The 22,495-nt window shown below is 58.7% G+C and carries 24 protein-coding genes; 4 read left to right on the top strand and 20 right to left on the bottom strand.

From position 1 onward, the window contains the following. Window positions 1–118: 118 nt before the first annotated feature. The 15 genes from ftsH to ruvC form a co-directional block, all read right to left on the bottom strand. Window positions 119–2,053, bottom strand: coding sequence for an ATP-dependent zinc metalloprotease FtsH (ftsH, locus tag E8M78_RS02705; protein WP_137133580.1), 1,935 nt, complete (start codon window positions 2,051–2,053; stop codon window positions 119–121). A gap of 102 nt (window positions 2,054–2,155) precedes the next feature. After that, window positions 2,156–3,448 (bottom strand): tRNA lysidine(34) synthetase TilS, encoded by a 1,293-nt coding sequence (tilS, locus tag E8M78_RS02700; RefSeq protein ID WP_246658203.1) that lies wholly within the window; start codon window positions 3,446–3,448, stop codon window positions 2,156–2,158. 102 nt (window positions 3,449–3,550) lie between these two features. Next, window positions 3,551–4,570 (bottom strand): tol-pal system protein YbgF, encoded by a 1,020-nt coding sequence (ybgF, locus tag E8M78_RS02695; RefSeq protein ID WP_137133578.1) that lies wholly within the window; start codon window positions 4,568–4,570, stop codon window positions 3,551–3,553. A 183-nt stretch (window positions 4,571–4,753) separates the two neighbouring features. After that, a complete protein-coding gene (gene pal, locus E8M78_RS02690) occupies window positions 4,754–5,293 on the bottom strand; it encodes a peptidoglycan-associated lipoprotein Pal (RefSeq protein ID WP_137133577.1) in 540 nt (179 codons plus the stop codon). 148 nt (window positions 5,294–5,441) lie between these two features. Then, complete coding sequence (gene tolB / locus E8M78_RS02685) at window positions 5,442–6,749, bottom strand: Tol-Pal system beta propeller repeat protein TolB (protein ID WP_137133576.1); 1,308 nt, start codon at window positions 6,747–6,749, stop codon at window positions 5,442–5,444. A 14-nt stretch (window positions 6,750–6,763) separates the two neighbouring features. Next, on the bottom strand, window positions 6,764–7,939 hold the full coding sequence (locus tag E8M78_RS02680; protein WP_137133575.1) for a cell envelope integrity protein TolA: 1,176 nt from the start codon (window positions 7,937–7,939) through the stop codon (window positions 6,764–6,766). A 10-nt stretch (window positions 7,940–7,949) separates the two neighbouring features. Further along, window positions 7,950–8,408 (bottom strand): protein TolR, encoded by a 459-nt coding sequence (gene tolR, locus E8M78_RS02675; RefSeq protein WP_062555665.1) that lies wholly within the window; start codon window positions 8,406–8,408, stop codon window positions 7,950–7,952. Window positions 8,409–8,436: 28 nt separating this feature from the next. Further along, a complete protein-coding gene (tolQ, locus tag E8M78_RS02670) occupies window positions 8,437–9,156 on the bottom strand; it encodes a protein TolQ (RefSeq protein WP_137133574.1) in 720 nt (239 codons plus the stop codon). A 212-nt stretch (window positions 9,157–9,368) separates the two neighbouring features. Beyond that, the gene (ybgC, locus tag E8M78_RS02665) at window positions 9,369–9,833 is read right to left on the bottom strand and encodes a tol-pal system-associated acyl-CoA thioesterase (RefSeq protein ID WP_137133573.1); all 465 of its coding nucleotides are present in this window, start codon (window positions 9,831–9,833) and stop codon (window positions 9,369–9,371) included. 84 nt (window positions 9,834–9,917) lie between these two features. After that, a complete protein-coding gene (locus E8M78_RS02660; protein WP_137133572.1) occupies window positions 9,918–10,154 on the bottom strand; it encodes a DUF2945 domain-containing protein in 237 nt (78 codons plus the stop codon). A gap of 69 nt (window positions 10,155–10,223) precedes the next feature. Then, the gene (locus E8M78_RS02655) at window positions 10,224–10,739 is read right to left on the bottom strand and encodes an NUDIX hydrolase (RefSeq protein WP_137133571.1); all 516 of its coding nucleotides are present in this window, start codon (window positions 10,737–10,739) and stop codon (window positions 10,224–10,226) included. Further along, window positions 10,739–11,641: a metallophosphoesterase gene (locus tag E8M78_RS02650; RefSeq protein ID WP_246658198.1), complete on the bottom strand. Its 903-nt coding sequence runs from the start codon at window positions 11,639–11,641 to the stop codon at window positions 10,739–10,741. The genes E8M78_RS02655 and E8M78_RS02650 overlap by 1 nt, the downstream gene beginning before the upstream one ends. Window positions 11,642–11,643: 2 nt before the next feature. Further along, on the bottom strand, window positions 11,644–12,684 hold the full coding sequence (gene ruvB, locus E8M78_RS02645) for a Holliday junction branch migration DNA helicase RuvB (protein WP_137133570.1): 1,041 nt from the start codon (window positions 12,682–12,684) through the stop codon (window positions 11,644–11,646). A gap of 88 nt (window positions 12,685–12,772) precedes the next feature. Beyond that, entirely contained in the window at window positions 12,773–13,390 is a 618-nt protein-coding gene (gene ruvA / locus E8M78_RS02640) for a Holliday junction branch migration protein RuvA (RefSeq protein ID WP_137133569.1), read from the bottom strand. Window positions 13,391–13,469: 79 nt separating this feature from the next. Further along, entirely contained in the window at window positions 13,470–13,979 is a 510-nt protein-coding gene (ruvC, locus tag E8M78_RS02635; RefSeq protein WP_137133568.1) for a crossover junction endodeoxyribonuclease RuvC, read from the bottom strand. A gap of 187 nt (window positions 13,980–14,166) precedes the next feature. Here ruvC and E8M78_RS02630 point away from each other — a divergent pair, with 187 nt between their 5' ends. Together E8M78_RS02630 and E8M78_RS02625 are read left to right on the top strand one after the other, a co-directional pair. Beyond that, window positions 14,167–15,447 (top strand): hypothetical protein, encoded by a 1,281-nt coding sequence (locus E8M78_RS02630; protein ID WP_137133567.1) that lies wholly within the window; start codon window positions 14,167–14,169, stop codon window positions 15,445–15,447. Between the two features lie 95 nt (window positions 15,448–15,542). Beyond that, the gene (locus E8M78_RS02625) at window positions 15,543–16,541 is read left to right on the top strand and encodes an LLM class flavin-dependent oxidoreductase (protein ID WP_137133566.1); all 999 of its coding nucleotides are present in this window, start codon (window positions 15,543–15,545) and stop codon (window positions 16,539–16,541) included. 15 nt (window positions 16,542–16,556) lie between these two features. Here the strand turns inward: E8M78_RS02625 and E8M78_RS02620 are convergent, their stop codons facing one another. Both E8M78_RS02620 and E8M78_RS02615 read right to left on the bottom strand, forming a co-directional pair. Continuing rightward, complete coding sequence (locus E8M78_RS02620; protein ID WP_137133565.1) at window positions 16,557–17,180, bottom strand: hypothetical protein; 624 nt, start codon at window positions 17,178–17,180, stop codon at window positions 16,557–16,559. A 138-nt stretch (window positions 17,181–17,318) separates the two neighbouring features. Further along, window positions 17,319–18,065: a YebC/PmpR family DNA-binding transcriptional regulator gene (locus tag E8M78_RS02615; protein WP_062555675.1), complete on the bottom strand. Its 747-nt coding sequence runs from the start codon at window positions 18,063–18,065 to the stop codon at window positions 17,319–17,321. A 160-nt stretch (window positions 18,066–18,225) separates the two neighbouring features. Between E8M78_RS02615 and E8M78_RS02610 the strand changes: the two genes are divergently transcribed. Further along, entirely contained in the window at window positions 18,226–18,729 is a 504-nt protein-coding gene (locus E8M78_RS02610) for a pyridoxamine 5'-phosphate oxidase family protein (protein ID WP_137133564.1), read from the top strand. A gap of 9 nt (window positions 18,730–18,738) precedes the next feature. Here the strand turns inward: E8M78_RS02610 and E8M78_RS02605 are convergent, their stop codons facing one another. After that, complete coding sequence (locus tag E8M78_RS02605) at window positions 18,739–19,545, bottom strand: MBL fold metallo-hydrolase (RefSeq protein WP_137133600.1); 807 nt, start codon at window positions 19,543–19,545, stop codon at window positions 18,739–18,741. A 136-nt stretch (window positions 19,546–19,681) separates the two neighbouring features. Beyond that, complete coding sequence (locus E8M78_RS02600) at window positions 19,682–20,941, bottom strand: MFS transporter (RefSeq protein WP_137133563.1); 1,260 nt, start codon at window positions 20,939–20,941, stop codon at window positions 19,682–19,684. Window positions 20,942–21,192: 251 nt separating this feature from the next. Here E8M78_RS02600 and E8M78_RS23235 point away from each other — a divergent pair, with 251 nt between their 5' ends. Next, window positions 21,193–21,354: a hypothetical protein gene (locus E8M78_RS23235; RefSeq protein ID WP_170973294.1), complete on the top strand. Its 162-nt coding sequence runs from the start codon at window positions 21,193–21,195 to the stop codon at window positions 21,352–21,354. A gap of 107 nt (window positions 21,355–21,461) precedes the next feature. Here E8M78_RS23235 and E8M78_RS02595 read toward each other — a convergent pair whose 3' ends face one another. Further along, a complete protein-coding gene (locus E8M78_RS02595; protein WP_137133562.1) occupies window positions 21,462–22,376 on the bottom strand; it encodes a fructose bisphosphate aldolase in 915 nt (304 codons plus the stop codon). Window positions 22,377–22,495: the final 119 nt, after the last annotated feature.

Below are 22,495 nucleotides of genomic sequence, written 5' to 3'. Positions count from 1 at the left end.
GTCTCTCCACTACGATGTAGAACTCGTCCAGTCCTCCACCGTAGGTGGAGGTTTACTTTGATTGCAAGAAGGGGCCGCCCTTTCGGGCAGCCCCCAATTTTTGGCCGACCTTCAAGCCTCAGTGAGGCTGTGGCTCAAGACCGCTTTCAGGCTCGCCGCCCTTCGGCTCGTCCTTCTTGGAACCCGTCTTCGGCACAGCGGAACCGCGTGCATTCGGGCTGTCGTCACCCATGTCACGGGCAGGCTTCTCGCCACGAATGAGCGCCTTGATCTCTTCGCCGGAGAGCGTTTCGTATTCGAGCAGGCCCTCAGCCAGCGTGACGAAGTCGTCGTGCTTCTCCGTCAAAATACGGCGCGCTTCGGTATAGGCTTCCTCGATCAGACGACGGACTTCCGTATCGATCTTCTGAGCCGTTGCTTCCGAAACATTCTTCGACTGCGAGACAGAGTGACCGAGGAAGACTTCCTGCTGGTTTTCGCCGTAGGCAACCTGACCAAGGATATCGGAGAAGCCCCACTGCGTTACCATGGCGCGAGCAAGCTTGGTCGCCTGCTCGATATCGGAAGACGCGCCCGACGTGATGTTCTCCTTGCCGAAGGTCAATTCCTCGGCAACACGGCCGCCCATCATGATGACGAGACGCGACACCATCCACTTGTAGCTCATGGAATAGCGGTCGCCTTCCGGCAACTGCATGACCATGCCGAGCGCACGGCCACGGGGAATAATCGTTGCCTTGTGCAGCGGATCGGCGACCGGAACATTAAGGGCCGTGATGGCGTGGCCAGCCTCGTGGTAAGCGGTCAGCTTCTTTTCGGCTTCGGTCATGGCAGAGGAGCGGCGCTCCGCACCCATCATGATCTTGTCCTTGGCGTCCTCGAACTCCTGCATCGTCACCAGACGCTTGTTGCGGCGGGCCGCCATCAGCGCAGCTTCGTTGACGAGGTTCATGAGATCGGCACCGGAGAAGCCGGGCGTACCACGCGCAAGCGTCTTCAGATCGACGTTAGGAGCCAGCGGAACATTGCGGGCATGAACCTTGAGGATGCGCTCGCGGCCAACGATGTCCGGGTTCGGCACGACCACCTGACGGTCGAAACGGCCTGGACGCAAGAGGGCTGGGTCAAGAACGTCCGGACGGTTTGTCGCGGCAATCAGGATGATGCCTTCATTTGCCTCGAAGCCGTCCATCTCGACCAGCAACTGGTTGAGCGTCTGTTCGCGCTCGTCGTTACCGCCGCCAAGACCTGCGCCACGATGACGACCAACCGCATCGATTTCGTCGATGAAGATGATGCAGGGCGCATTCTTCTTGGCTTGATCGAACATGTCGCGGACGCGGCTTGCGCCCACGCCAACGAACATTTCCACAAAGTCGGAACCCGAAATCGTAAAGAATGGCACATTGGCTTCACCGGCAATCGCGCGCGCCAAAAGCGTTTTACCCGTGCCCGGAGGACCAACCAGAAGGACACCGCGCGGAATACGACCGCCGAGACGCTGGAACTTCTGCGGATCACGCAGAAATTCAACGATTTCTTCCAGGTCAGATTTCGCCTCGTCGACGCCAGCCACGTCTTCGAAGGTTACGCGACCATGCGCTTCGGTCAGAAGCTTTGCCTTGGACTTACCAAAGCCCATCGCACCGCGAGACCCTCCCTGCATCTGCCGCATGAAGAAGAGCCAGACGCCGAGAATCAGCAGCATCGGCAAAAGCGTGCCGATATAGCTCAGGAAGCCGGACGAGCCATCCGATTCCGGACGTGCCACGATCGTCACGTTCTTGGCCTGCAACCGGTCGATCAGCGTGTCATCGATCACGGGCGAATAGGTTTGGAAACCGGTTCCGCTCTCGGTGTAGGTTCCGAGCACGCGATTGCCTGTTACGACCACGTCGCGCACGCGTCCTGCATCCACATCCCGAAGGAACTGCGAATACGGCACCTCGCGCGAACTCGTCTGCGTAGGCGAGGTCTGGAACATGCTGAACAGCGCGATCAGCAACAGGGCTATGATCGCCCAGAGGGCGAAATTACGAAAGTTTGGGTTCATCGAACTCCCCGGACATTGACAGCCTGCTTTAAGCCAGCTGCCTTTCTTGGTCCTTAACATAGGTTCCCGGCACGGCCTTGCCAAGGCAAGGCGGCCTTCAGATCATGTTTTCCGTATCAAATCGTTAAGTGGCGAGCGAGGCATAGCCGCCAAACCCATCAATTGCGCAAGACAATCGGCCAGTCCAAGGTCGAAATCCGCAAGAAACTGCCGGAAGGGAGCAAGAACAGGCGTGATTTGAACCTGTACATCCTTGAACTCCTGCGGCACTTTGACATCCGGCAAGGACCGCCATGCTGCCCGCGCAACCAGCGTCGGCACGTCAGGGTAGCTCTGGGCGGCCACGTCTGCCTGCCCCGGCAGAACGGTGCAAGCGGCCGGAACGTGCGATACGATCTCAAAACGTCCGTCCCACAGCTCGCGCTGCCACATGGACACCTGCATTTCCGGCAGGTCGCGGCTTTCTCGTGCCAGATAGAGTGCATCCCGGCTATTGTAGAGTAGAACGCGCCCAAGCGTTTCGCGAAAACTTTCGCCCCGCAGATAGCGGCTCATGATGCGCTCGAAGGGCTCGCTCGCCGGAAGATGTTCCCTGCCGCCCAGAACCGCAATCAGCGTGCCGATTGCATAAAACAGCACATCAGGCGACGCGGAAAGAGCAGAGGGATCGAGCCGCGCTGCACTGGCCTGCCAGATCGTAGCCGATTCGCGGAGTAAACCGGCAGCCGCCTGAGACACCGCATGCCGCCGGTTCTGCGCAAGATCGACCGCTGTTCTCCACGCATCGGCTTTTGCATCGGATAATCCGCCAAGCGCTAGACGCACCCGCACCCGTTCCGAACGCTCATCCGTATTCGAAGGATCATCGATCCAGCCCATGCCACGGCGAAGCAAAAAGTCGCGAATCGCGTTGCGCCGTGTCTTGAGGAACGGACGAAACAACCAGAAACGACCGTTGATAAGGACGGAGGACGACATGCCTGCGTCGCCACCGCGGCCCTCGCGCTGCGCAGTTCCTTCCGGCTCCCGCCGTTCCGGATCCCGCGCCTGCCGCATGGTGATGGTCTCGATCTGGTCGTCCAGCGTATGGCCGGTTACGATAGCGGTGGCCTGAAGTTCTTCGGCAATCTGAACAAGCAGCTGATAGCGCGCAATGCGGGCTGCGGATGCGCGGCCCGTCGCGGGCTTTTCGCCGGTCCAGGCACGAGTACGGTGTTCAACGGAAAACTGGTCACAAAGGAGATTGACGGCCAAAGCCTCGTCTGCCGATTCAGGCCGCAGCTGGTGGTCTATGGTGGCAGCCAGAATGGTGATGCCGCTTTCCTTCGGATCGCCAGCCGCCTCGCACAGCGCCGTCAGAAGACCCGTCGAATCGCTGCCGCCGGAAATCGCCACCAACAGGCGCGCTGGCCTCCTCAACGACGCGAGAAAGAGATCGATCGCTTCACCGGGAGACAGCAATTGAGTTGCTGCAGAAAGAATGGGATCCCCCTGAAATCAGCAGCTCAACCGCTTGAGCTCACTTGCAACCTTGGTCGTGACGGGCTTCGACGCAGATGGATATCGCTTGCCAACCTCACGCAGCGTTGCACAGGCCGTGTCGCGATTGTCGAGAGCAGCCAGTGACATGCCAAGCTTCAAAAGCATTTCCGGCGCCTTGGGCGACGAAGCATAGGTCTGGTGTGCGTTGAGGAAGGTCTTGGCGGAATCGTTATAGCGGCCCTGGCTATACTGCGCTTCGCCCAGCCAGAAGCTCGCGTCAGCCGCGCGCGCACTCTTGGGGTAGCTCTGCAGATAGGCCGTGAATTCGGCTTCGGCGGTCTTGTAGTCGCCGGACAGGATATGATTGTAAGCGGCGCGGTAGCTATCGCTTTCCGTACCGAGAGACGCTGTCTGGTTGGTTGGCTTTGCAGGGGCAGAACCGGCATCGACACCCGGCAAGGCTGCGGCGTTGCGCGCGTTCTGATTGACGCTTGCACCCACCTGTCTGCCGCTCTGGTCCATTTCAATGGAACCGAGTGTCGTTTCGCCAGGCGCAGTCGTCGAACGGTTCGAAGCCGGAGCGCCCGCAGATGGTCTTGCCCCCGCAGGTGTCCCCGGCTGATCGATTATATTCGCGATTTCATCGTTTTTTTTTGAGCCGGCTGCCCCGGCGGCAGCAGCTGCAGCAACTGCAGGGGCAGCACCGCCCCCGGCCGAGCCCTTTTCCAGCTCCTGGAACCGGAACTCATTGTCGGACTGGGTCTTGCGCATCTGCTCCTGCATCTGCAGCAGCTGGAAGCTCATTTCTTCAACGCGACCGTTCAGCTGGCGAATGGTTTCCTCCAGCTGCTGGATGCGCACCGAATCGCCAGAACTCTGCGCGAGCACCATCGGTTGGCGTGCCTGCATTTTCTGCTGGCCTGCCTGCTCGTTCTTCGCGGCATCGTTCTTGAACAGGTTTCCGAGCGTAAATGCACTCGCGTGGCTCGTCGTGGCCGCAAGCCCCAGCATCGCTGCCAGAACAAGTTTCTTCATGATGTCCGTCCTGTTTTCCTAGAGGGCATGCACCCTATGGCACAGCCCTGACGTTTTCGAATTCCAGACAAAACAATCCAAGCTGGCCCCGTTGCTTGCAGGTAACCCCGCAACTTCGGCTAAACTATGGAGATTACGAAAAAGGCGGCTGACGCCGCCTCCTCCGCGCCATCATGGCATCGATTACATTCCGGCGCCGCCGAGAACGGTGACTGCACGGCGGTTCTGAGACCAGCAAGAGATGTCGTCGCAAACCGCAACCGGACGTTCCTTGCCGTAGGAAATGGTCTTCATGCGGTTTGCCGGAACGCCGCGCGAAGCAAGGTAGTCGCGCGTTGCAGCGGCACGGCGTGCGCCGAGAGCAAGGTTGTATTCGCGCGTGCCGCGCTCGTCGGCATGACCTTCGATCGTGATGGCATAACGCGGATAACGCTGCAGCCACTGAGCCTGACGATCCAGCGTCTGCTGGGCGTCTGCGCGGATCGACGTGGAATCGGTATCGAAGAAGATGCGATCGCCGACATTGACGGTGAAGTCCTGGCTGGAACCCGGCGTTGCCGCACCTGCGCCACCGGCACCAAGGCCCAGTTCGCCGGCGCTGTTCGGCAGGTTCTTCTTGTTCGCGCAGCCTGCAAGAGCAAGAGCGAGCGTGAGGGCAATGACAGCCGGGTTGCGTGCGAGGGTCTGCATACGGCTCATTGCCGGGGTATCGATGCGGCTCATAGCCGGTCTCTCCTTGATCAGAATTTTATCGTTGCCGGAATCTAACCGTTTCTGGTTAACGCACGACCAACGATCATGGTTAATTTTCCCCTAAACCCTTTCACCGCCGCCTTTGCAAGAGCAAGAAGCCGTGAAAAGGCGTTCACATTTACTCAAGCAGCGGTGACCAGGCCGGATCCGATGCGAAGGCCGGCGTCTTGATCTGCTGTTCGTTGTAACCCGTCAGGTCGATGGAATAGAGCTGCGGTCCGCCTGCTCCAGCATTCTGGCGGAAGAACATCAAAACGCGACCGTTCGGAGCCCAGGTCGGGCCTTCGTTGTGGAAGCCGGTGGTCAGAATGCGCTCGCCAGATCCATCCGGCTTCATGACGCCAATGGAAAACTTGCCGCCCGACTGCTTGGTGAATGCAATCAGATCGCCGCGAGGAGACCAGACCGGCGTCGAATAGGAACCATCGCCGAAGGAGATACGCGTCTGGCCGGAACCGTCTGCACTCATGACGTAAAGCTGCTGACGACCGCCGCGATCGCTTTCGAACACGATACGGCCACCATCGGGTGAATAGGACGGTGACGTGTCGATCGCCGCCGTGTTCGTCAGGCGCGTGGTCGTGCGTGAGCGCAGATCCATCGTGTAGATGTTCGAGTTGCCGTCCTGCTGGAGGCTCATGATGACCTTTTGGCCATCAGGAGAAAAGCGAGGCGAGAAGGTCATGCCGGGGAAGTTGCCCACGACTTCGCGCTGGCCTGTCTCAAGTTGAAGCAGATAGACGCGCGGCTGCTGCCCTTCGAAGGACATATATGTCACTTCCTGACGGTTGGGCGAAAAGCGCGGCGTCAAAACGATGTCCTTGCCATTGGTGAGGCTGCGAACGTTGAAACCGTCTTGATCCATGATCGCCAGCTGGCGGACACGCGCATTCTTCGGTCCGCTTTCCGACACGAAGACCACGCGGGTGTCGAAATAGCCGTTCTCGCCGGTGATCTGCTTGTAGATGGCATCGGCAATGATGTGAGCGACACGGCGCCAGTTTTCCGGCTGCGTGAAGAACTGCTGGCCGGTCATCTGCGTGCCGCCGAACGTATCCCACAGGCGGAATTCGGCACGGAGGCGGCCATCGCCCTCGCGGGTCACACGACCGGTGACCAGAGCCTGCGCATTGATTGCCTTCCAGTCCTCGAAACGCGGCATCTTGCCCGGATCGGAGATCTTCTCGATGAAGGCGGCCTTGTTGACCGGGGCGAACAGACCCGAACGCTGCAGATCTGCCGCGATGACGCCGGAAATCTGCGCGCCTAGCTCGTTGCCGGAAATGAAGTCCGTGATGGCAATGGGCAGTGGCTCCACATTGCCGCGATTGATGTTGATTTCCACGCGCGCCTGGGCGGGCGCTGCAAACATCACGGCCATACCGGCAATGGCCAGCATGACGCGGATGAGAGTTGGTTTCAGCATGATATTGGGGCCTTTCAAAGCAGTTCGCTCGGGTCGAAGTTCACAACGACTTCGCTCCACGCGTCATATTTGTCGGCAGGAAGATTCTTGAATGGCGAAGAGCGCATGACGGCTCGAATTGCACTGCCTTCCAGCATGCGGCGGGCACTCTCGTTACCACCGGACGAAGTTACTTCCGGTCTTCCAACGATGGCGCCGGACGGATCAAGCTTCATGGTCACTGTAATGATCATGCCCTTGCCGCCATCGACACCTGATATCACCGACCAGTTGTTCTGGATCTGGCCCTTCAGCGCATCCATCTCGCTCTGGCTGAGGGAAGAACCGCCAGTGTTCTTCTTGCCGCCCAGCGAAGCCATTTGCTGGGAACGCTTCGCGCCGCCGCCTGCAGCCTCCACCTTATTCAGCTGTGCGGCGATTTCGTCCGCATTGAAATCGCTCTGCTTGGAAGATGCAGACTTGGCGGTCTCCTGCTTCTTGTCGGCGACCTTCTTGTCGCTCGGCTTTTCGGCATTGGCTGTGTCGGTCTTCTTGTCCTGCGGCTTTTCGGCAGGTTTCTGCTCCGGCTTCTTTTCCGGCGGCTTCTCGACGGGCTTTGCCTCTTCCTGCTTCGGCGGTTCAGGGCGCGGACGTGCGGCCGGAACGGGTGCCGTAGTTGGCAGTGGCGTTTCTTCCACCTTCTGCGCCTGCGGTTCGGGCTTCTGCGGCTCAGGCTTCGGCGGTTCCGGCTTGGGTGTCGGCGGTGTGATTTCAGGCTTCGGGATCGGCAACGCCGCCGTCTCTACCGGCTTCGGCGCAGTCTCTTCCTTGGCAATTTCCTTGACGTCGTTGTTTTCCGTCGTCGGGTTGGGTAGCGGCTTCTCGTTCTTCGGCGGAGCGGCAGCTGTTTCCGTCACCGTCGGCTTTTTGACCGGTGTCGGCGGGTTCTTCAGGTCTACGTCGTTCTCGCCCGCGTTCTCCGCGTTCTCGACGACGTTCTGCTTCTCAGTTTTCTTGGGCGAAGGCTTTTCGGTCATCGGTGCCTTCTTGTCACCCTGCTGGATCTGGGTGATGGATTCCACCGGAACGATATCGACAGGCAGGGCCTCGACCGGCGCAACCTCGAAAGAGGCAGGCGCACTGATCGATACCAGCGCCCAGGCGAGTATGACTGTGTGTGCGACCAGCGATGTGCCGAGACTCGTCTTCATCGGTGCCGGATCACTTCTGCTGTTCCTGCAGCGTCACAAGACCGATGTTCTTGAAACCGGCTGCAGAAATGCGGGCCATGACCTTCATCACACCACCATAGGCAGCGGCGGTATCGCCGCGCACATAGATGCGCTCGTTATAGCCGGTCTTGGCAATGGCCTCGAGCTTGGGAACGACTTCATCAATCGAAATCGGGGTTTCCTGCAGGAAGATCTGTCCCTGTGGGTTGACCGAAACGGTGATCGGCTGCGTATCGGAATTCATGGCCTTGGCCTGCGTTTCCGGCAGGTCAATCGGAACGCCCACCGTCATCATCGGTGCGGCAACCATGAAGATGATGAGAAGAACGAGCATGACGTCGACCAGCGGCGTCACGTTGATTTCGCTGATTGCACCACCGCGCCCGCGACGGCCACGCCCGCGACGACCACCGCCCGATGCCTTCGATCCCCCAGCCGACATACCCATGAAGCTACTCCTTCAGAAAACGAAACGCTTACTGCGCGGCCTGGCGCGGCTGCAGCTTCTCGTCGATCTGGCGTGAAAGGATGGCAGAGAATTCATCGGCAAAGCCTTCCATGCGGGAAGACAGTTTGCCGGCATCTGCCATGAACTTGTTGTAGGCCATAACCGCTGGGATAGCGGCAATGAGGCCGATGGCGGTTGCCAGAAGCGCTTCGGCGATACCCGGCGCAACAACCGCAAGGTTGGTGGACTTCGATCCGGCAATGGCCTGGAACGATGTCATGATACCGACGACCGTACCGAACAGGCCGATGAAGGGACCGGCGGAACCGATGGTTGCGAGCGATCCCAGACGTGCTTCAAAATGCTCGTTTTCGCGCGCTATCGTCACATCCATGGCGCGATCGATACGCATCTGAAGGCCGATTGGAGAGCGCGCGCCGCGTTCGAAGCTCTTCTTCCATTCGCGCATGGCCGACACAAAGATGGCGGCAAGGCCGGTATTCTGCCGGTCCGACAGCGTTCGGTACAGCTCTTCAAGAGACTGGCCGGACCAGAAAACCTGTTCGAACTGGTCGAACTGGCGCTTGGCCTTCTTGAAATTCATATATTTGTCGATCACGATAGCCCAGGTCCAGACCGAGGCTCCCATGAGGCCGATCATCACGAGCTTCACGATGAGCCCGGCTTGCATGAAAAGCGAAATGAGGCTTACCGAGTTTGCAGCAGCCGCTAGATCAGCGTGTTCCATAAATCCCTTACCCCTGAATCGAATCGCCCGGCACGTAGCAACGGGCCGGTTCGCAAGCGCTGTCATGTGTGAGCGCGGTTGCGCAGAAAGTCCCGTCTACCTTAAGGTTTAAGGGCCTTCTCGCCTTCAAATTTGGTTAAACGAAGGCGTGCACCGCACAAAACTTATCCCGGCCAGTAAGACCTCATTATGGTTAAAGTTCTATTAAAAACTTAAGGCTTTTGACCTTCGTCATACGCGAGGAAAGAGTTGGCCAAGCCTTCAGGCAACCGGCGCGGGCGACCAAGGCGGTTGATGACCGCGATGATGACTTTGGCCTGAATGAGCAATGTATCACCCCGGCGGATCTCCTGAGACAGGACCATCTTGGCCCCACCCGCCTTCTCGGTACAAGTGAGGATCGTCAGGACATCGTCCATGCGTGCGGGGGATTTGAAGTCGATCTCCATGCGATGAACGACGAAAACGAGCCCCTCCTCGTCGAAGCCGATCAGCTTGCTCTGCTCGCAGCCGAGGCAGCGCAGATAGTCGGTCCGGCCGCGCTCCAGAAAATGCAGATAACGCGCATGGTAGATCAGGCCCGAAAAATCGGTGTCTTCGTAATAGACGCGCTGTTGAAGGCGATGCTGACCCTCGATGATCTCGCCAGCAATCTTGTGCGTCTCAGGGCTGCTCATGGGGAAAAAGTCCTGCTGCTTCGTTTCAACGCGAAGCAAATACAGGGTTTGCACAGATCTGCAACCGGCAGCAGGGCCTCTTACTCAGTGCTTCTTGTGAACCTCGGAGGCGCTTTTCAGAACCTGGTCCCCATCCTTCTGCTTGATGAGTACGGCAGGCTTATCGCAGTCGGCCTTGCGTTTGATGGTCTTGCCCTTGATCTTGCGTTCGACGTCATCCGTGAACGTCTGCTTCACTTCGCCTTCAACCGTTCCTTTGCCCCATTTCCAGGAAAGCTCGTCGCCTTTCTTGATTTTCTCGCCCATTGCTTTCGTGTTCATCGCGCTCTCCTTGAAGGCTTCAACAACCGTCAACGACGCTCTCGATGTCTCGATCCGCAGCGTCTGCGCTTACGACTTCCCTTTTTCATCGAGATTGCGATCATCCCAGACGAGGTGCTTCACAGTCTGCGGCAAATTCTCGATCTCACTGGCGATGAAATAAGGCGGAATATCCAGTTCCGTCAGCGCCTGTGTAGTCGCGGGCACCCACTTGAACTCAAGTTCGTTGTCGCCATCCTTTATCCGATGCACGATCTCGCCGGATGCAAAGGGAAAGCTCTCTGGAATATCCATGAGATAGAAGATGCCCAGTTCGTGGCAATCCCGTCCTTCATAGTGGAAGAAGTTTTCGACCACCCAGAGCAGGCGGTCGACCCGCACATGGACCTCGAGTTCTTCCATCATTTCGCGACGCAGAGTTTCGTCGGATGTCTCGCCGATCTCAGCCCCACCGCCCGGAAAGGTCCAGAAAGGTTCGTGAACAGCGCGGTGAACCAGCACATGGCCATTGCGGAAACCAAGCCCGGCCACACGCATCTGAAACGTACGCTTCGGCTTTGCCTTGATGCGGATGCGGGTTCTCATCAGCTTTCTCCAAGTTCCAGCAGCAGGATTTCGGGCCATGAACCAATTCTAAGCGGAAGCGAGGAACAACCCAGACCCCGCGAGACAATGAGATCGCATTTATCCTTGCGGAAATGCCCGGCGGGATAGAGTTCCGATCCTTCAGACGCGGAAACAGGCCGCCATCCAAACAGGTTTACCTGTCCCCCGTGTGTATGGCCGGAAAGCGTCAGCGAGAAGCGAGGGTCTGGCGCCATGAACACATCCGGCTCATGCGCCATCAGGATCGCAGGCGCTTCATCCGTTATCTGCGACAGCAAGAGCGGCATGTCATCTGCACCAAATTCTTCCACCCGGTCAAACCGCGGCCAAGCAGGAAATGCAAGCTGATCGCCCAATCCCGCAAGCCAGAACGGCCGTCCGTCTTTTTCCAGTCGCATTGCGTGATTGATGTGCACGGCGATGCCGACATCCCGTAGCAATTTAGCGACAACAGGTTCGCGCGTCGAATCTCGCTGAATCTCTGGATCAGACCAGTAATCATGATTGCCGAGGATTGCGTGCACGCCCAGCGGCGCCGAGAGTGCGGCCAGAGGCCTGATCCATTCCTCTGGTGCCAGCGGTTCGGCAAACCGGCGAATGCCTGGCATGAAGTCCCCCAGCAGCAGGATAAGATCTGCCTGAAGATCCTGCGCTTGACGGCAGATCGAGGCGACACGGCGCCCATCCATCCACGGCCGGCAGGCATGAATATCTGCGATCACGGCGATCTTCAACCGTAACCCAGGTGTCCACTTCCGTGGTGTCACGCGGTAGGATTGAATTCGCGGTCGCGCAAAGGCTTCAAGAAACGGATAGCTGATTGTGGCCAGCCCTGCCAGCAGACCGCTGGCCATCAGCTTCAGCACCGTGCGGCGGCGCACCCTTACTCTTCCTCGCTGAACAGGCGGAACTGCGCGGCCTCCAGATCCTTCGGTGGCTGCAGACCGAGATGCTTCCAGGCGGTTGCGGTCAGCACCCGCCCGCGCGGGGTGCGCTGGATGAAACCCTGCTGGATCATGTAGGGCTCGATGATATCCTCGATCGCATCGCGTGGCTCGGACAAGCCCGCCGCGATGGTTTCGATGCCCACCGGCCCGCCACCAAAATTGACCGCGATCATGTTGAGATAACGCTTGTCCAGCTGATCGAGCCCCGCGTGATCGACATGCAGCCGGGTCAAGGCTTCGTCGGCGATCTCTCTGGTCACCGCCTCCGCACGCGCAACTTCGGCAAAATCACGCACACGCCGCAGCAGGCGACCGGCGATGCGCGGCGTGCCACGGGCGCGGCGGGCGATTTCACGCGCACCTTCGTCCGTCATGCCAAGCCCCAGCAGCCGCGCGCCACGACGCACGATACCTTCGAGTTCCTCAACCGTGTAGAAACTGAGGCGAACCGGAATACCAAACCGGTCGCGCAGCGGCGTGGTCAGCAATCCCAGACGCGTGGTGGCCGCAACCAGCGTAAACTTCGCAAGATCGATCTTGACCGAGCGCGCCGCAGGCCCCTCCCCGATGATCAGGTCCAGCTGGAAATCTTCCATTGCCGGATAGAGAATTTCCTCGACCGCCGGATTGAGACGGTGAATTTCGTCGATGAACAGAACATCGCGTTCTTCAAGATTGGTCAGCAGCGCTGCCAGATCTCCCGCCTTGGCGATCACCGGTCCGGAAGTCGAGCGAAAATTGACGCCCAGCTCCTTGGCCATGATCTGCGCCAGCGTCGTTTTGCCAAGCCCCGGCGGACCAACGAACAGCACGTGATCCAGTGCCTCGCCGCGGTTCTTGGCGGCCTCGATGAAAATCTTCAGGTTGGCGCGCGCTTCCGCCTGACCGGTAAATTCATCCAGCGACTGGGGCCTTAGAGCCGTATCGAAATCCTCACCCTTCTTGTCGGGCGAAAGGAGGCGGTTTTGTTCGCTCATCACTCATTCCAGACGCAGACGTCACACACGTCGCGCAATTAACATCGAAGCTATCCAAACGGCAGGACTTCGGCAATCATAGCCGGGATCAGCGCGACAATTCCTTCAGGCCAAGCCGGATGAGCTTGGCGCTATCTGCCCCCTCGCCCGCAGTCTTGAGTGCGGCCGCAACGGCATTGGCAGCCTGATCGCGCGAGTAACCGAGGTTGGTCAAGGCCGAGACCGCGTCACTGACCGGCGCGGAGGCAACCCCCTCACCCAGTTCCTGCTTGAAGCCGATGTTGGCGCTGGCTTCCCCGGCAAAGGCCGGAGCCTTGTTTTTCAGCTCGGTGACAATGCGGATCGCGACCTTGGGCCCAACACCCGGCGCTCGCGAAACGGCGGCCTTGTCTTGAAGCGCAATGGCATTGGCAAGCTCTGAAGGCGTCAGCGTTGAAAGAACGGCAAGAGCCACCTTGGACCCCACACCCTGAACGCTCTGAAGCAGATTGAACCACTGCCGCTCGAGCGCACTCAGGAAGCCGAACAGCTTCAGCTGGTCTTCCCGCACATAGGTTTCGATGAAAAGCACGATGGCTTCACCAACCGATCCGATCCGCGATAGCGTCCGCGAAGAGCAGAAGGCGATGTAGCATACCCCATGCACATCCACGACGACGTGATCCTCCCCGATCTCGTCGATGGTCCCCTTCAACTTACCGATCATGCAAAGCACCCGCCCGTTTCCGCCTGCGTATCAAACGCGGATACTAGAACAAGTCAAGAACAAATTGAGCCCTGCCGATTCAACCCGCGAGAGCCTGCCGCATTCTGTTGCCTGCGCGGTGGTGCGCATGGCAAATCGCGATTGCCAGCGCATCGGCGGCGTCATTACCCTTGAATTCCACCTTGGGCATCAGGATTTTCAGCATCATGTGGATCTGCTGCTTTTCGCCGTGACCGACGCCAATCACCGACTTCTTGACCGCATTCGGCGCATATTCGGCAACCGGCAGTCCAGCTCTGGCCGGCACCAGCATCACGACACCGCGAGCCTGGCCGAGCTTGAGGGTCGCGACGGCATCCTTGTTGACGAAGGTCTGCTCCACGGCCGCCTCATCCGGTCGATAGGTATGTACGACCTCCGCCAATCCGTCGTGCAACTGACAAAGACGAGAGGCAAGATCCATGTCCCCGTCGGATGTGACCGTGCCGGACGCCACGAACTTCAGGCTGTTGCCGATAGTGTCGATAATGCCCCAGCCGGTGCGGCGAAGCCCAGGGTCTATCCCGATGATACGAATCACAGTTGTCATGCGAAAAATCCTAACCCCAGTTGCCAGTGAACGGCCAGCGAAAACGCGAACAAAAACGAAACAAACGCGATAAGCGTTAACCGCCGATTAACGCTGAGATAAGGAAGCCGTGGTCCCGCCAGCTTGGGAGCCAACTTTTGCCGACGAATCGCATTAGTGGATCGTCAACCAAGCATGGAGGTCCATCATGACGATGTTCGCCCGCTTGAAGCATCAGCCGCTCCAGCCAATTCAATGGCTTGTTGCGCTGAACATCACCATCGCGTCGTGCCTCGCTTTCCAGGCAAGCGCTCTTTCGCCGGTGATGACAAGCTTCAGCATTCTTGCCGCAGTGTCCGCGGCGCTGGCATTCTATCTGCTGCGCATCAGCAATGTGTCGTCCGCACAGACACCGACGCCGGCACAGAGACCGGGAACGGATCCGGCAAATCAGTCCGAGGCCACAAACTGCATAGGTCTGCCGAAGGACGATCCGATGAACGAGATCGCGGGTCTGTTGACATCGATCAAGCCCGCGGCATCCTCGCGGCAGGAGAGTGCTGAGCAAACCTCTCTTCGTCGGCTTGAAGAGGCCCTGCGGCGACTGGCCAATGGCGAAGCATCAATTCTGTTGCACGAAGAGTTTCCGGAAGGAACGGACGGTCTTCGGTTCCAGTTCAATCGGCTGGCTTCGACGCTCCAGATGAACCTTCTGCCAACGGGGCGTGCCGCGGCTCAGCTGCGCGACAATGCCTACCGCGCTCAAAGCACCATCGCCCTGATCTCGGCCCGCATGGAAAAGATGCTGACCGGCAGCAAGGCGCTGGCCGATGCGACCGTCCATCTCGGCACCAGCCTCAAGGACGCCCATACAGAAGCGGAGCGTCTGAGCCGCAGGCGCGTTGATGACCTGACGCGCACCAGCCGGATGGAGGCGTTGACGACAGACCTTGCTGAGCAGCACGCTGCTTCACTTTCCGCCCGTCAACACGTATACGACCTTTCGCGCCGAATGTCGGATCTCGCTGTCCGTGCAGAGCAATTCGCCAGTGATCCCGAACGGCATGGCGCAGTCTTCCGCAGGAGCCATGCAAGCGATTGCGTCTCCTTAGCCCGCGACTATCTTCAGGCCTGTCACGACCTTTCCAGGTCGCTGGAAGGCTCGACCCAAAACCTGCGCCAGCTCAAGCACGAGCAGCACGCTCTGGCGGAATCGCTGGAGGAGCAGTCGCACAGCGCCAGCAAACTGTGGACGACACTGGATCAGGAAAACCATCGGATTGCCATCAGCCAGACGGTCGCTCGCGAAGTTGCGTCGGTCACCACTCGTCTTTGCCCTATGGCGGAGGATGTCGAGGCGCAGCTCATGAAGATCATGGGCCAGACGACGACGATCGAGACCCGTCTCTCCCTGTTCAAAACGCGAGTGCCTGAGAAGACGACCGCCCTCAAGACGCCGAAGGCGCCGCATCTGCGCTGCGTAACCTGAGCCCACTTCACTCTGCCAAGAATTAATCAGGCCCCCTTACGACTCCCGATCAAACTCCTTAAATGAGATGAAACAGAAATCGCTACAGGTGGGCCATGATACCCTTTTCCATCCTTGACCTTTCGCCGGTGGCGGAAGGCCAGACTGTGTCTCAGGCACTGGACCAGTCGCGCAGGCTTGCGCAAAAGGCGGAGGAGCTGGGCTTCAACCGGATCTGGCTGGCCGAGCATCACGGCATGCCCGGCATCGCAAGCGCCGCAACGGCGGTGGTAATCGGCCATGTGGGCGCGGCAACCAAGCGCATCCGCATCGGCTCTGGCGGCATCATGCTGCCCAACCATTCGCCATTGGTCGTGGCAGAACAGTTCGGCACGCTGGAAGCTCTCTTTCCCGGTCGCGTCGATCTGGGTCTCGGTCGTGCGCCCGGCACCGATATGCGAACGGCGCGTGCACTGCGCCGGAATCTGGATGCAGGCGCTGAAAACTTCCCGCACGATATTGTCGAACTTCAGCATTTGCTTGGGGAGCCACGCGAGGATCAGGCGATCCTGGCGGTGCCAGGACTGGAAGCGAACGTGCCGATATGGCTTCTGGGCTCCAGTCTCTACAGCGCACATCTCGCCGCAGCACTGGGCCTGCCCTATGCCTTCGCCTCGCATTTTGCACCTGACATGCTGATGGATGCCATCGCCATCTATCGCGAACGGTTCCAGCCGTCGCAAACCTTGCAGAAGCCTTACGTCATGGTGGGGGTGATGGGGGTTGCGGCCGAGACAGATCAGGAGGCAGAGCGAATGTTCACCTCCGCGCAGCAGCAATTCGTGAACCTGCGTCGGAACGTGCGCACCAAATTCCCGCGCCCGGTCGCGAGCATGGAGGGCATCTGGTCAGAAGCGGAGCGCTATGGCGTGGAGCATACGCTTCGCTTTGCCGCCGTCGGATCGCGCGAAACGATTCACCAGAAGCTGGAAGGCTTCCTGGCTGAGACCGACGCCGACGAACTGATCATCTCCATGCCGATCCATGATTTCGAAGCACGGCTGCGCTCGACCGAAATCTTCGCCAACCTGCCCATGATGCAGGCCACGCATTGATAGAAGATCTTTGCCTCACCTGGTCGTGCTGGATGGCCAGGTGAGGTAATAAGATTTATCGCCAAGCGATCCATAGAAGGCGTTCTGGCCGCTCTGCCGGTCGATGTAGCTGCCATCCTTGTTGCGGCTGAACATGCCGCCGTTCTCGCGCGTCAGATGATCGCGCAGGAAGCTGCCCCAATCCTTTGAGGTGAGATCGGTTACCTTGTTCTCCTGTGTGGACACCTTGTCGGGTGCCACAAGCTGGACACTCTTGCCCTCCGCAGCGTCGGCCACGGTCAGTGTTCCTGCCTCCAGCGCCTTTAGCATCGAATCTGCCTGCTCCGCCTTGCCCGGCTCCTTCTTCATCGCTTCGAGCTGCTGTTTGATGAAGGCTGCAAAATCGGGCGACATCACGCTGTCCGGCTGCTTCAGCGTTTCGACAGAGCTCGCGTCATTGTCCTGCTGGTCGGCGATCCGGTTCAGCAAATCATAGGTGCCGCTGTCGGTTGCATCATCGCTGCTGTCGATACCGTAATCGCCCAACAGACGGCTGGCGAAGCTTCCGCTCGTGGCGTTCTGCTCCTGATCGGTCTGTTTCATCACCTTCAGCATGGTCTGTGTCGACCACTGCCGAACATTATCAACCGATGACACCATGTGATGATCCTCTCGACCGCTGCAAATACGGGCAGAATGCCATGCATGGCATGTACGAGGCTGGTGTAAGGGCAATAAACGCAAAAAGCCGGTCCATGATGTCGAACCGGCTTTCAGCAATCAAAAAACGTGATGAGCTCAGGCCGAGAGCTTCGCCATAACTTCGTCGGACACTTCGAAGTTCGAATAGACGTTCTGCACGTCGTCATCGTCTTCGAGGCTGTCGATGAGCTTCATCAGCGACTGTGCCTTTTCTTCGTCCACTGGAACCGTGTTCTGCGGCTTCCAGACAGCCTTCACCGTCTGCGCTTCGCCCAGCACGGCCTCAAGCGCCTTGGAGACTTCACCGATGCTCTCAAAAGCGCAGATGATAGTGTGACCGTCTTCATCGGAGATCACGTCGTCGGCACCGGCTTCGATGGCGGCTTCCATGACGGCATCCGCACTTCCGGCAGAAGCCTTGTAGACGATTTCGCCAACGTGATCGAAGGAGAAGGAAACGGAACCTGTCTCTCCCAGAGCGCCGCCAGCCTTTGTAAAGATGGAGCGAACGTTGGAAGCGGTACGGTTACGATTATCGCTCAACGCTTCGACAATGACGGCAACACCGCCCGGGCCGTAGCCTTCATAGCGAACCGAATCATAGCTCTCGCTATCGGCGCCGGACGCCTTCTTGATGGCGCGGTCGATATTGTCCTTCGGCATGGACTGCGCCTTGGCGTTCTGGATTGCCAGGCGCAGGGCCGCATTCATCGAAGGGTCAGGCAGGCCCGACTTTGCAGCCACTGTGATTTCGCGTGCGAGCTTGGAGAACATCTTGGACCGGATGGAATCCTGACGGCCCTTGCGGTGCATGATGTTCTTGAACTGTGAATGGCCAGCCATGGCACCCCTTAATCGCGTAAAATGTCTGGAATGGCGGGCTTATAGGCAGGAAATCGGTCGCTTTCAAGAAAAAAGCAGACGGCGCACAAGCAGGAAAAGCCGGAACAAACCTTTGGCGGCAACGTTTCACGGCCGCACCCTCATCAAGAAAGGACCGGCAATGGCAAGTCTGACCAAAGCCCGCGAAGCCCCTGCACGCCAGCTGTGGGAAGAAATCAACTCAATCCATGCGGGCATGCTTGGCATCGAAGGCTCTCACCAGCACTTCCAGCCCATGGCTCCGCATGCAGACCCCAAGACCAACACGGTCTGGTTTTTCACCAAGACCGACACGGATCTCGTACAGGCAATTCGCCCCGGCACGCGCGCCCATTTCTGCGTTGTCGGCAAGAACCATGATTACCATGCCTGCCTCGCGGGCGTCATCGACGTTCGCAAGGATCAGGCAAAGATCGACGAGTTCTGGAGCGCCATGACGGCCGCTTGGTACGAACACGGCAAGGATGACCCAAAGCTGACCATGCTCGCGCTACATCTGGATGATGCCGAGATCTGGGCATCCACCGACAGCACGCTCAAGTTTGGCTGGGAAATTGCCAAGGCAAATCTGAGCGACGGGAAGATGCCGGATGTCGGCGTCAAGCAGCATCTCACCTTCGCCTGATAATCCCGCCTACATTCCCTGCGGAATCAGGATCTGCGGCTTTCGCGGCAGGTTCCGCAGGGAGACAGTAATCACCGGATCCTTTGCGTAAACGATATCGAATTTGCCGTCGAACATCGTCAGAAACCGCTCGAGCGGCGGGCCACTGCGATGCATGGGAAGGATGAGGGAGGACCGCAGGCGCTGCACGACGCGGCTCATGCTATCAGCCCCCATTGTCAACCCGCCATCGGTCGGCACCATAAGAACGTCAAGGCGCCCGATCTGCGTATAGTGGCTGTCGGTCAGTTCATGATGCAGATGGCCAAGATGGCCGATGCACAGACCGGCGATCTCGAAGATGAAGATCGAATTACCGTTTTCCTCAAAGCCGCCATAGGCGCGGATATCCGTTGAAACATTACGCGTGTAGGTATCGCCGACTACGACGTGATGGTCCGCCTTCTGCCCCGGCGTGTCACTCCAGCCCGGCAGCACATGCTTGATGCCCGCATCGGGTGTGCGCGTATAATGCGTGGAATGGGCCTTGTTCATCGTGACGATATCCGGCAGTCGCTGAGGCCGGTAATGGCCGCTGTAGTCGGTCGCGATCAGCACGCCTTCCGGGCTTTCAATGGAATAGGTCGAATGACCGATGAAGCTGATCCGAACATCCTCGGCAATCTTTCGGGCCTGCGCCATCTGCTGCGGCTTGAAGCTTACGAAGCTCGCCTTCGGCACCGTTTCGGCAATCGCCTGACACTGACTGGCGGGGCGAGGCTGATCTTGCGCTTGGGCGACACCGAGGTGCGAGCCCGCGAAAAACACGCCTGACATCAAAGCGAATGCGACTGCGCGAAACATGGTGCCAATCCCTCGTCTTCGTGAACGAAAGATGCGGCAGACATTGAAGAGCGTCCAGCCTGCGAACGGCTGTGCGCTCTCACTTTCCTGTCATCAATGAACCCACGGATCAACGCCGGTCGGTAGAGCCTGTCGCGCGCGGATCGAGCTTCAGGCCCTCCGGCGTTGCCAGTTGTGCAGAAGCACCCGGCACCGCTGTTGTATAATTTTCCTTTTCCTCACGCGGACGCGCCGCCCGGATGCGGCTGCGGATAATCGAATAGGCAACCACAATCAGATGCGCGACAGCCGTCACCGCAAACAGCGCATGCGGACCGAAATACGTCATGACCGGACCACCGAGCGTCGGGCCGATGACAGTGCCGATACCGTAGAGCAGAAGCAGGCCGCCCGACACTTTTACGAAATCTTCCGGTGCCGCAAAATCGTTCGCATGCGCAACAGCGATCGGATAGAGCGCATTGGCCGCTGCACCATAGATCGCCACCAGCGCGATAATGACATAGACATTCATCGGATGCAGGACCACCAGCACAAAACCGGCAAGAGCGGAAAGCGCGGAAAGCGCGGCCAGCACATAGCGGCGGTCCATGCGGTCGGACAGACGGCCCGCCGGGAACTGCATGATGGCACCGGCAAAAATGGTGATGCTGACCATGATGGCGATGGTGCTTTGGTGAAGCCCGGCCTTCGCGCCAAAGACGGCAACCAGCGTGCCGTAAGCGCCGTTTGCAATACCGATCATCAGAATGCCGACGAAGGATACCGGCGAATTCCGATAGAGCCCCTTGAGATCGAGACTGACCCGTTTGAGCGGTTGCGGCGATGCGGCTGTCGAGATCGTGGTTGGCAGGATGGCGATGCAGTACAGGATACCGCAGACCATGAACAGGATCGGGGTCGTGACATCCGCTACCCCGACCAGCAACTGTCCGCCAACAACGCCCATCAGCGTTATGGCAATGTAGAGCGAAAAGATGGCGCCGCGGCTTTCGTTCGTCGCGCGCTCGTTCAGCCAGCTCTCGATGATCATCGAGGTTCCGGCGGTGCAGAAGCCGGTGACCGCGCGAAGGGTCAGCCAGGCTACATCATTCACGAACATGCCTGTCACCAGCACGTTGAGGCAGATGATGGCGCCAAAGCCTGAAAAGGCGCGAACATGGCCAATGCGGCGCACCAGGAGAGGCGCGGCAAAGCAGCCTGCAACAAAACCCGCAGCCCAGGTCGTGCCGAGAAGGCCGAGAATTTCGTTGGAATAGCCCTCATGCGTACCGCGCACCGGCAGAAGCAATCCCTGCAACCCGTTTCCCAGAAACAGAAACAGTGTACCGAGGAGAAGACTGAAAACAGGCAGAATATTGCGAGGCATCGGCAAAACCGCGAGCAGAACCAGAACGTGAACAGGACCGTGACAGCAAAGCACGGCAATGGTTAAGTCATTGCGCAAATAATCAGAATTCTGGCAGGAATCCGGAAATTGCGGCTGACTTAGAGAGGTGTCGCGATGGAATTCGCTCTGTTTAATGAATGAACGGTTCCGAATCTCATTCGCAAGCCCTAATCCTGATGGCGCTGAAAAATGTCCAGCCTGTGGCTGCGGTTGAAGGAATCTGGAACAATATGACGAAAATCATCGGCCTGTTGCTGCTGCTGGCCATGGTGGTCCAGATCATCAAGCCGCTTGGCCTTCCCGGCCTGAAGCGCCGTGCCGACTTCTGGAAGCTGGCAGTGCTTGCCTTTGTCTCCTGGGCAATCGTTCTGCTCGTTCGAGACTTCAGCTAGACGCGCCTTAAAAAACGTCAGAGGGCGAAACGGAAAAATAGAAGTACAACCCACAAGAAAGGCCGCCCCGTTTCCGGAGCGGCCTCGTAAATCGATCCAGCTATGCCTCAAGCAGCGCAGCCGGCCGCAACCTTGTTGACGCTTGCGTCGTAAATCTGGTCAATGGTTCCGGCGACGGCCGCATTGAACTCGGCATCCGTCATCGTAACGCGCAGGCTCTCCGTCAGGCCGCGCGAGAAGCTCGCAATCATGCCGGGATTATGCTTCAGCTTCTGACAGGCATCCGCCGTGCTGTATCCACCCGACAGGGCGACGACGCGGACGACCGACTTGTGGCCGATGAAGGGAGCATAGAAATCGGCAACCGTCGGGATGGTCAGCTTCAGCATGACTGTCTCGCTGGACGGCAGCTTGTCGAGATGCGAAGCAATCTCGTCACGCAGAATGGCTTCCGCCTCCTGCTTGGTCGGGCTCTTGATGGAGACTTCCGGCTCGATGATCGGCATCAGGCCCTGACCGATAATCTGGCGTGCTACTTCGAACTGCTGCTTCACAACGGCTGCGATGCCGGCCTTATCCGCATTGGCAATGACCGAACGCATCTTGGTGCCGAAAATGCCCTTTTCACGGCCACGGATCAGCAGAGCGTCAAGCTCCGGCATCGGCTTCATGGTCTGAACGCCGTTCTCCTCCGCGTTCAGGCCCTTGTCGATCTTGAGAAAGGGAACGACGCCACGCTTTTCCCAGAGATAGGAGGGAACCGGCTCACCATTGACATCGCCATCCATCGTACGCTCGAACAGGATCGCGCCGATAACCTTGTCGCCCGTGAACGAGGGCGCGCTCATGATGCGGACGCGCATGGCGTGCATCAGGCGGAACATCTCCTCGTCGCCCTGATAGTCGGTTTCCATCACGCCATAGGCACGCAAGGCTCCCGGTGTCGAACCGCCGCTCTGATCCAGCGCCGCAATAAATCCCGGCGCGGAACTCATCTTGTGCAACATCTTGGCGTCTCCCATACTCAACTCCTGTCCCTAAGTCGGCCTATAACGGGCTCATCCCGTTGGATATCATCCGCGGATAACAGAAGTTTTTAGTGAGGGAAATCCTACGCTTAAGGCTTGAAACGATTGAAATT

Origin of the sequence: Rhizobium sp. FKY42 (genome assembly GCF_005222835.1) — a bacterium.
Classification (GTDB): domain Bacteria; phylum Pseudomonadota; class Alphaproteobacteria; order Rhizobiales; family Rhizobiaceae; genus Neorhizobium.
This window is presented reverse-complemented; position numbering and strand designations above follow the sequence as displayed.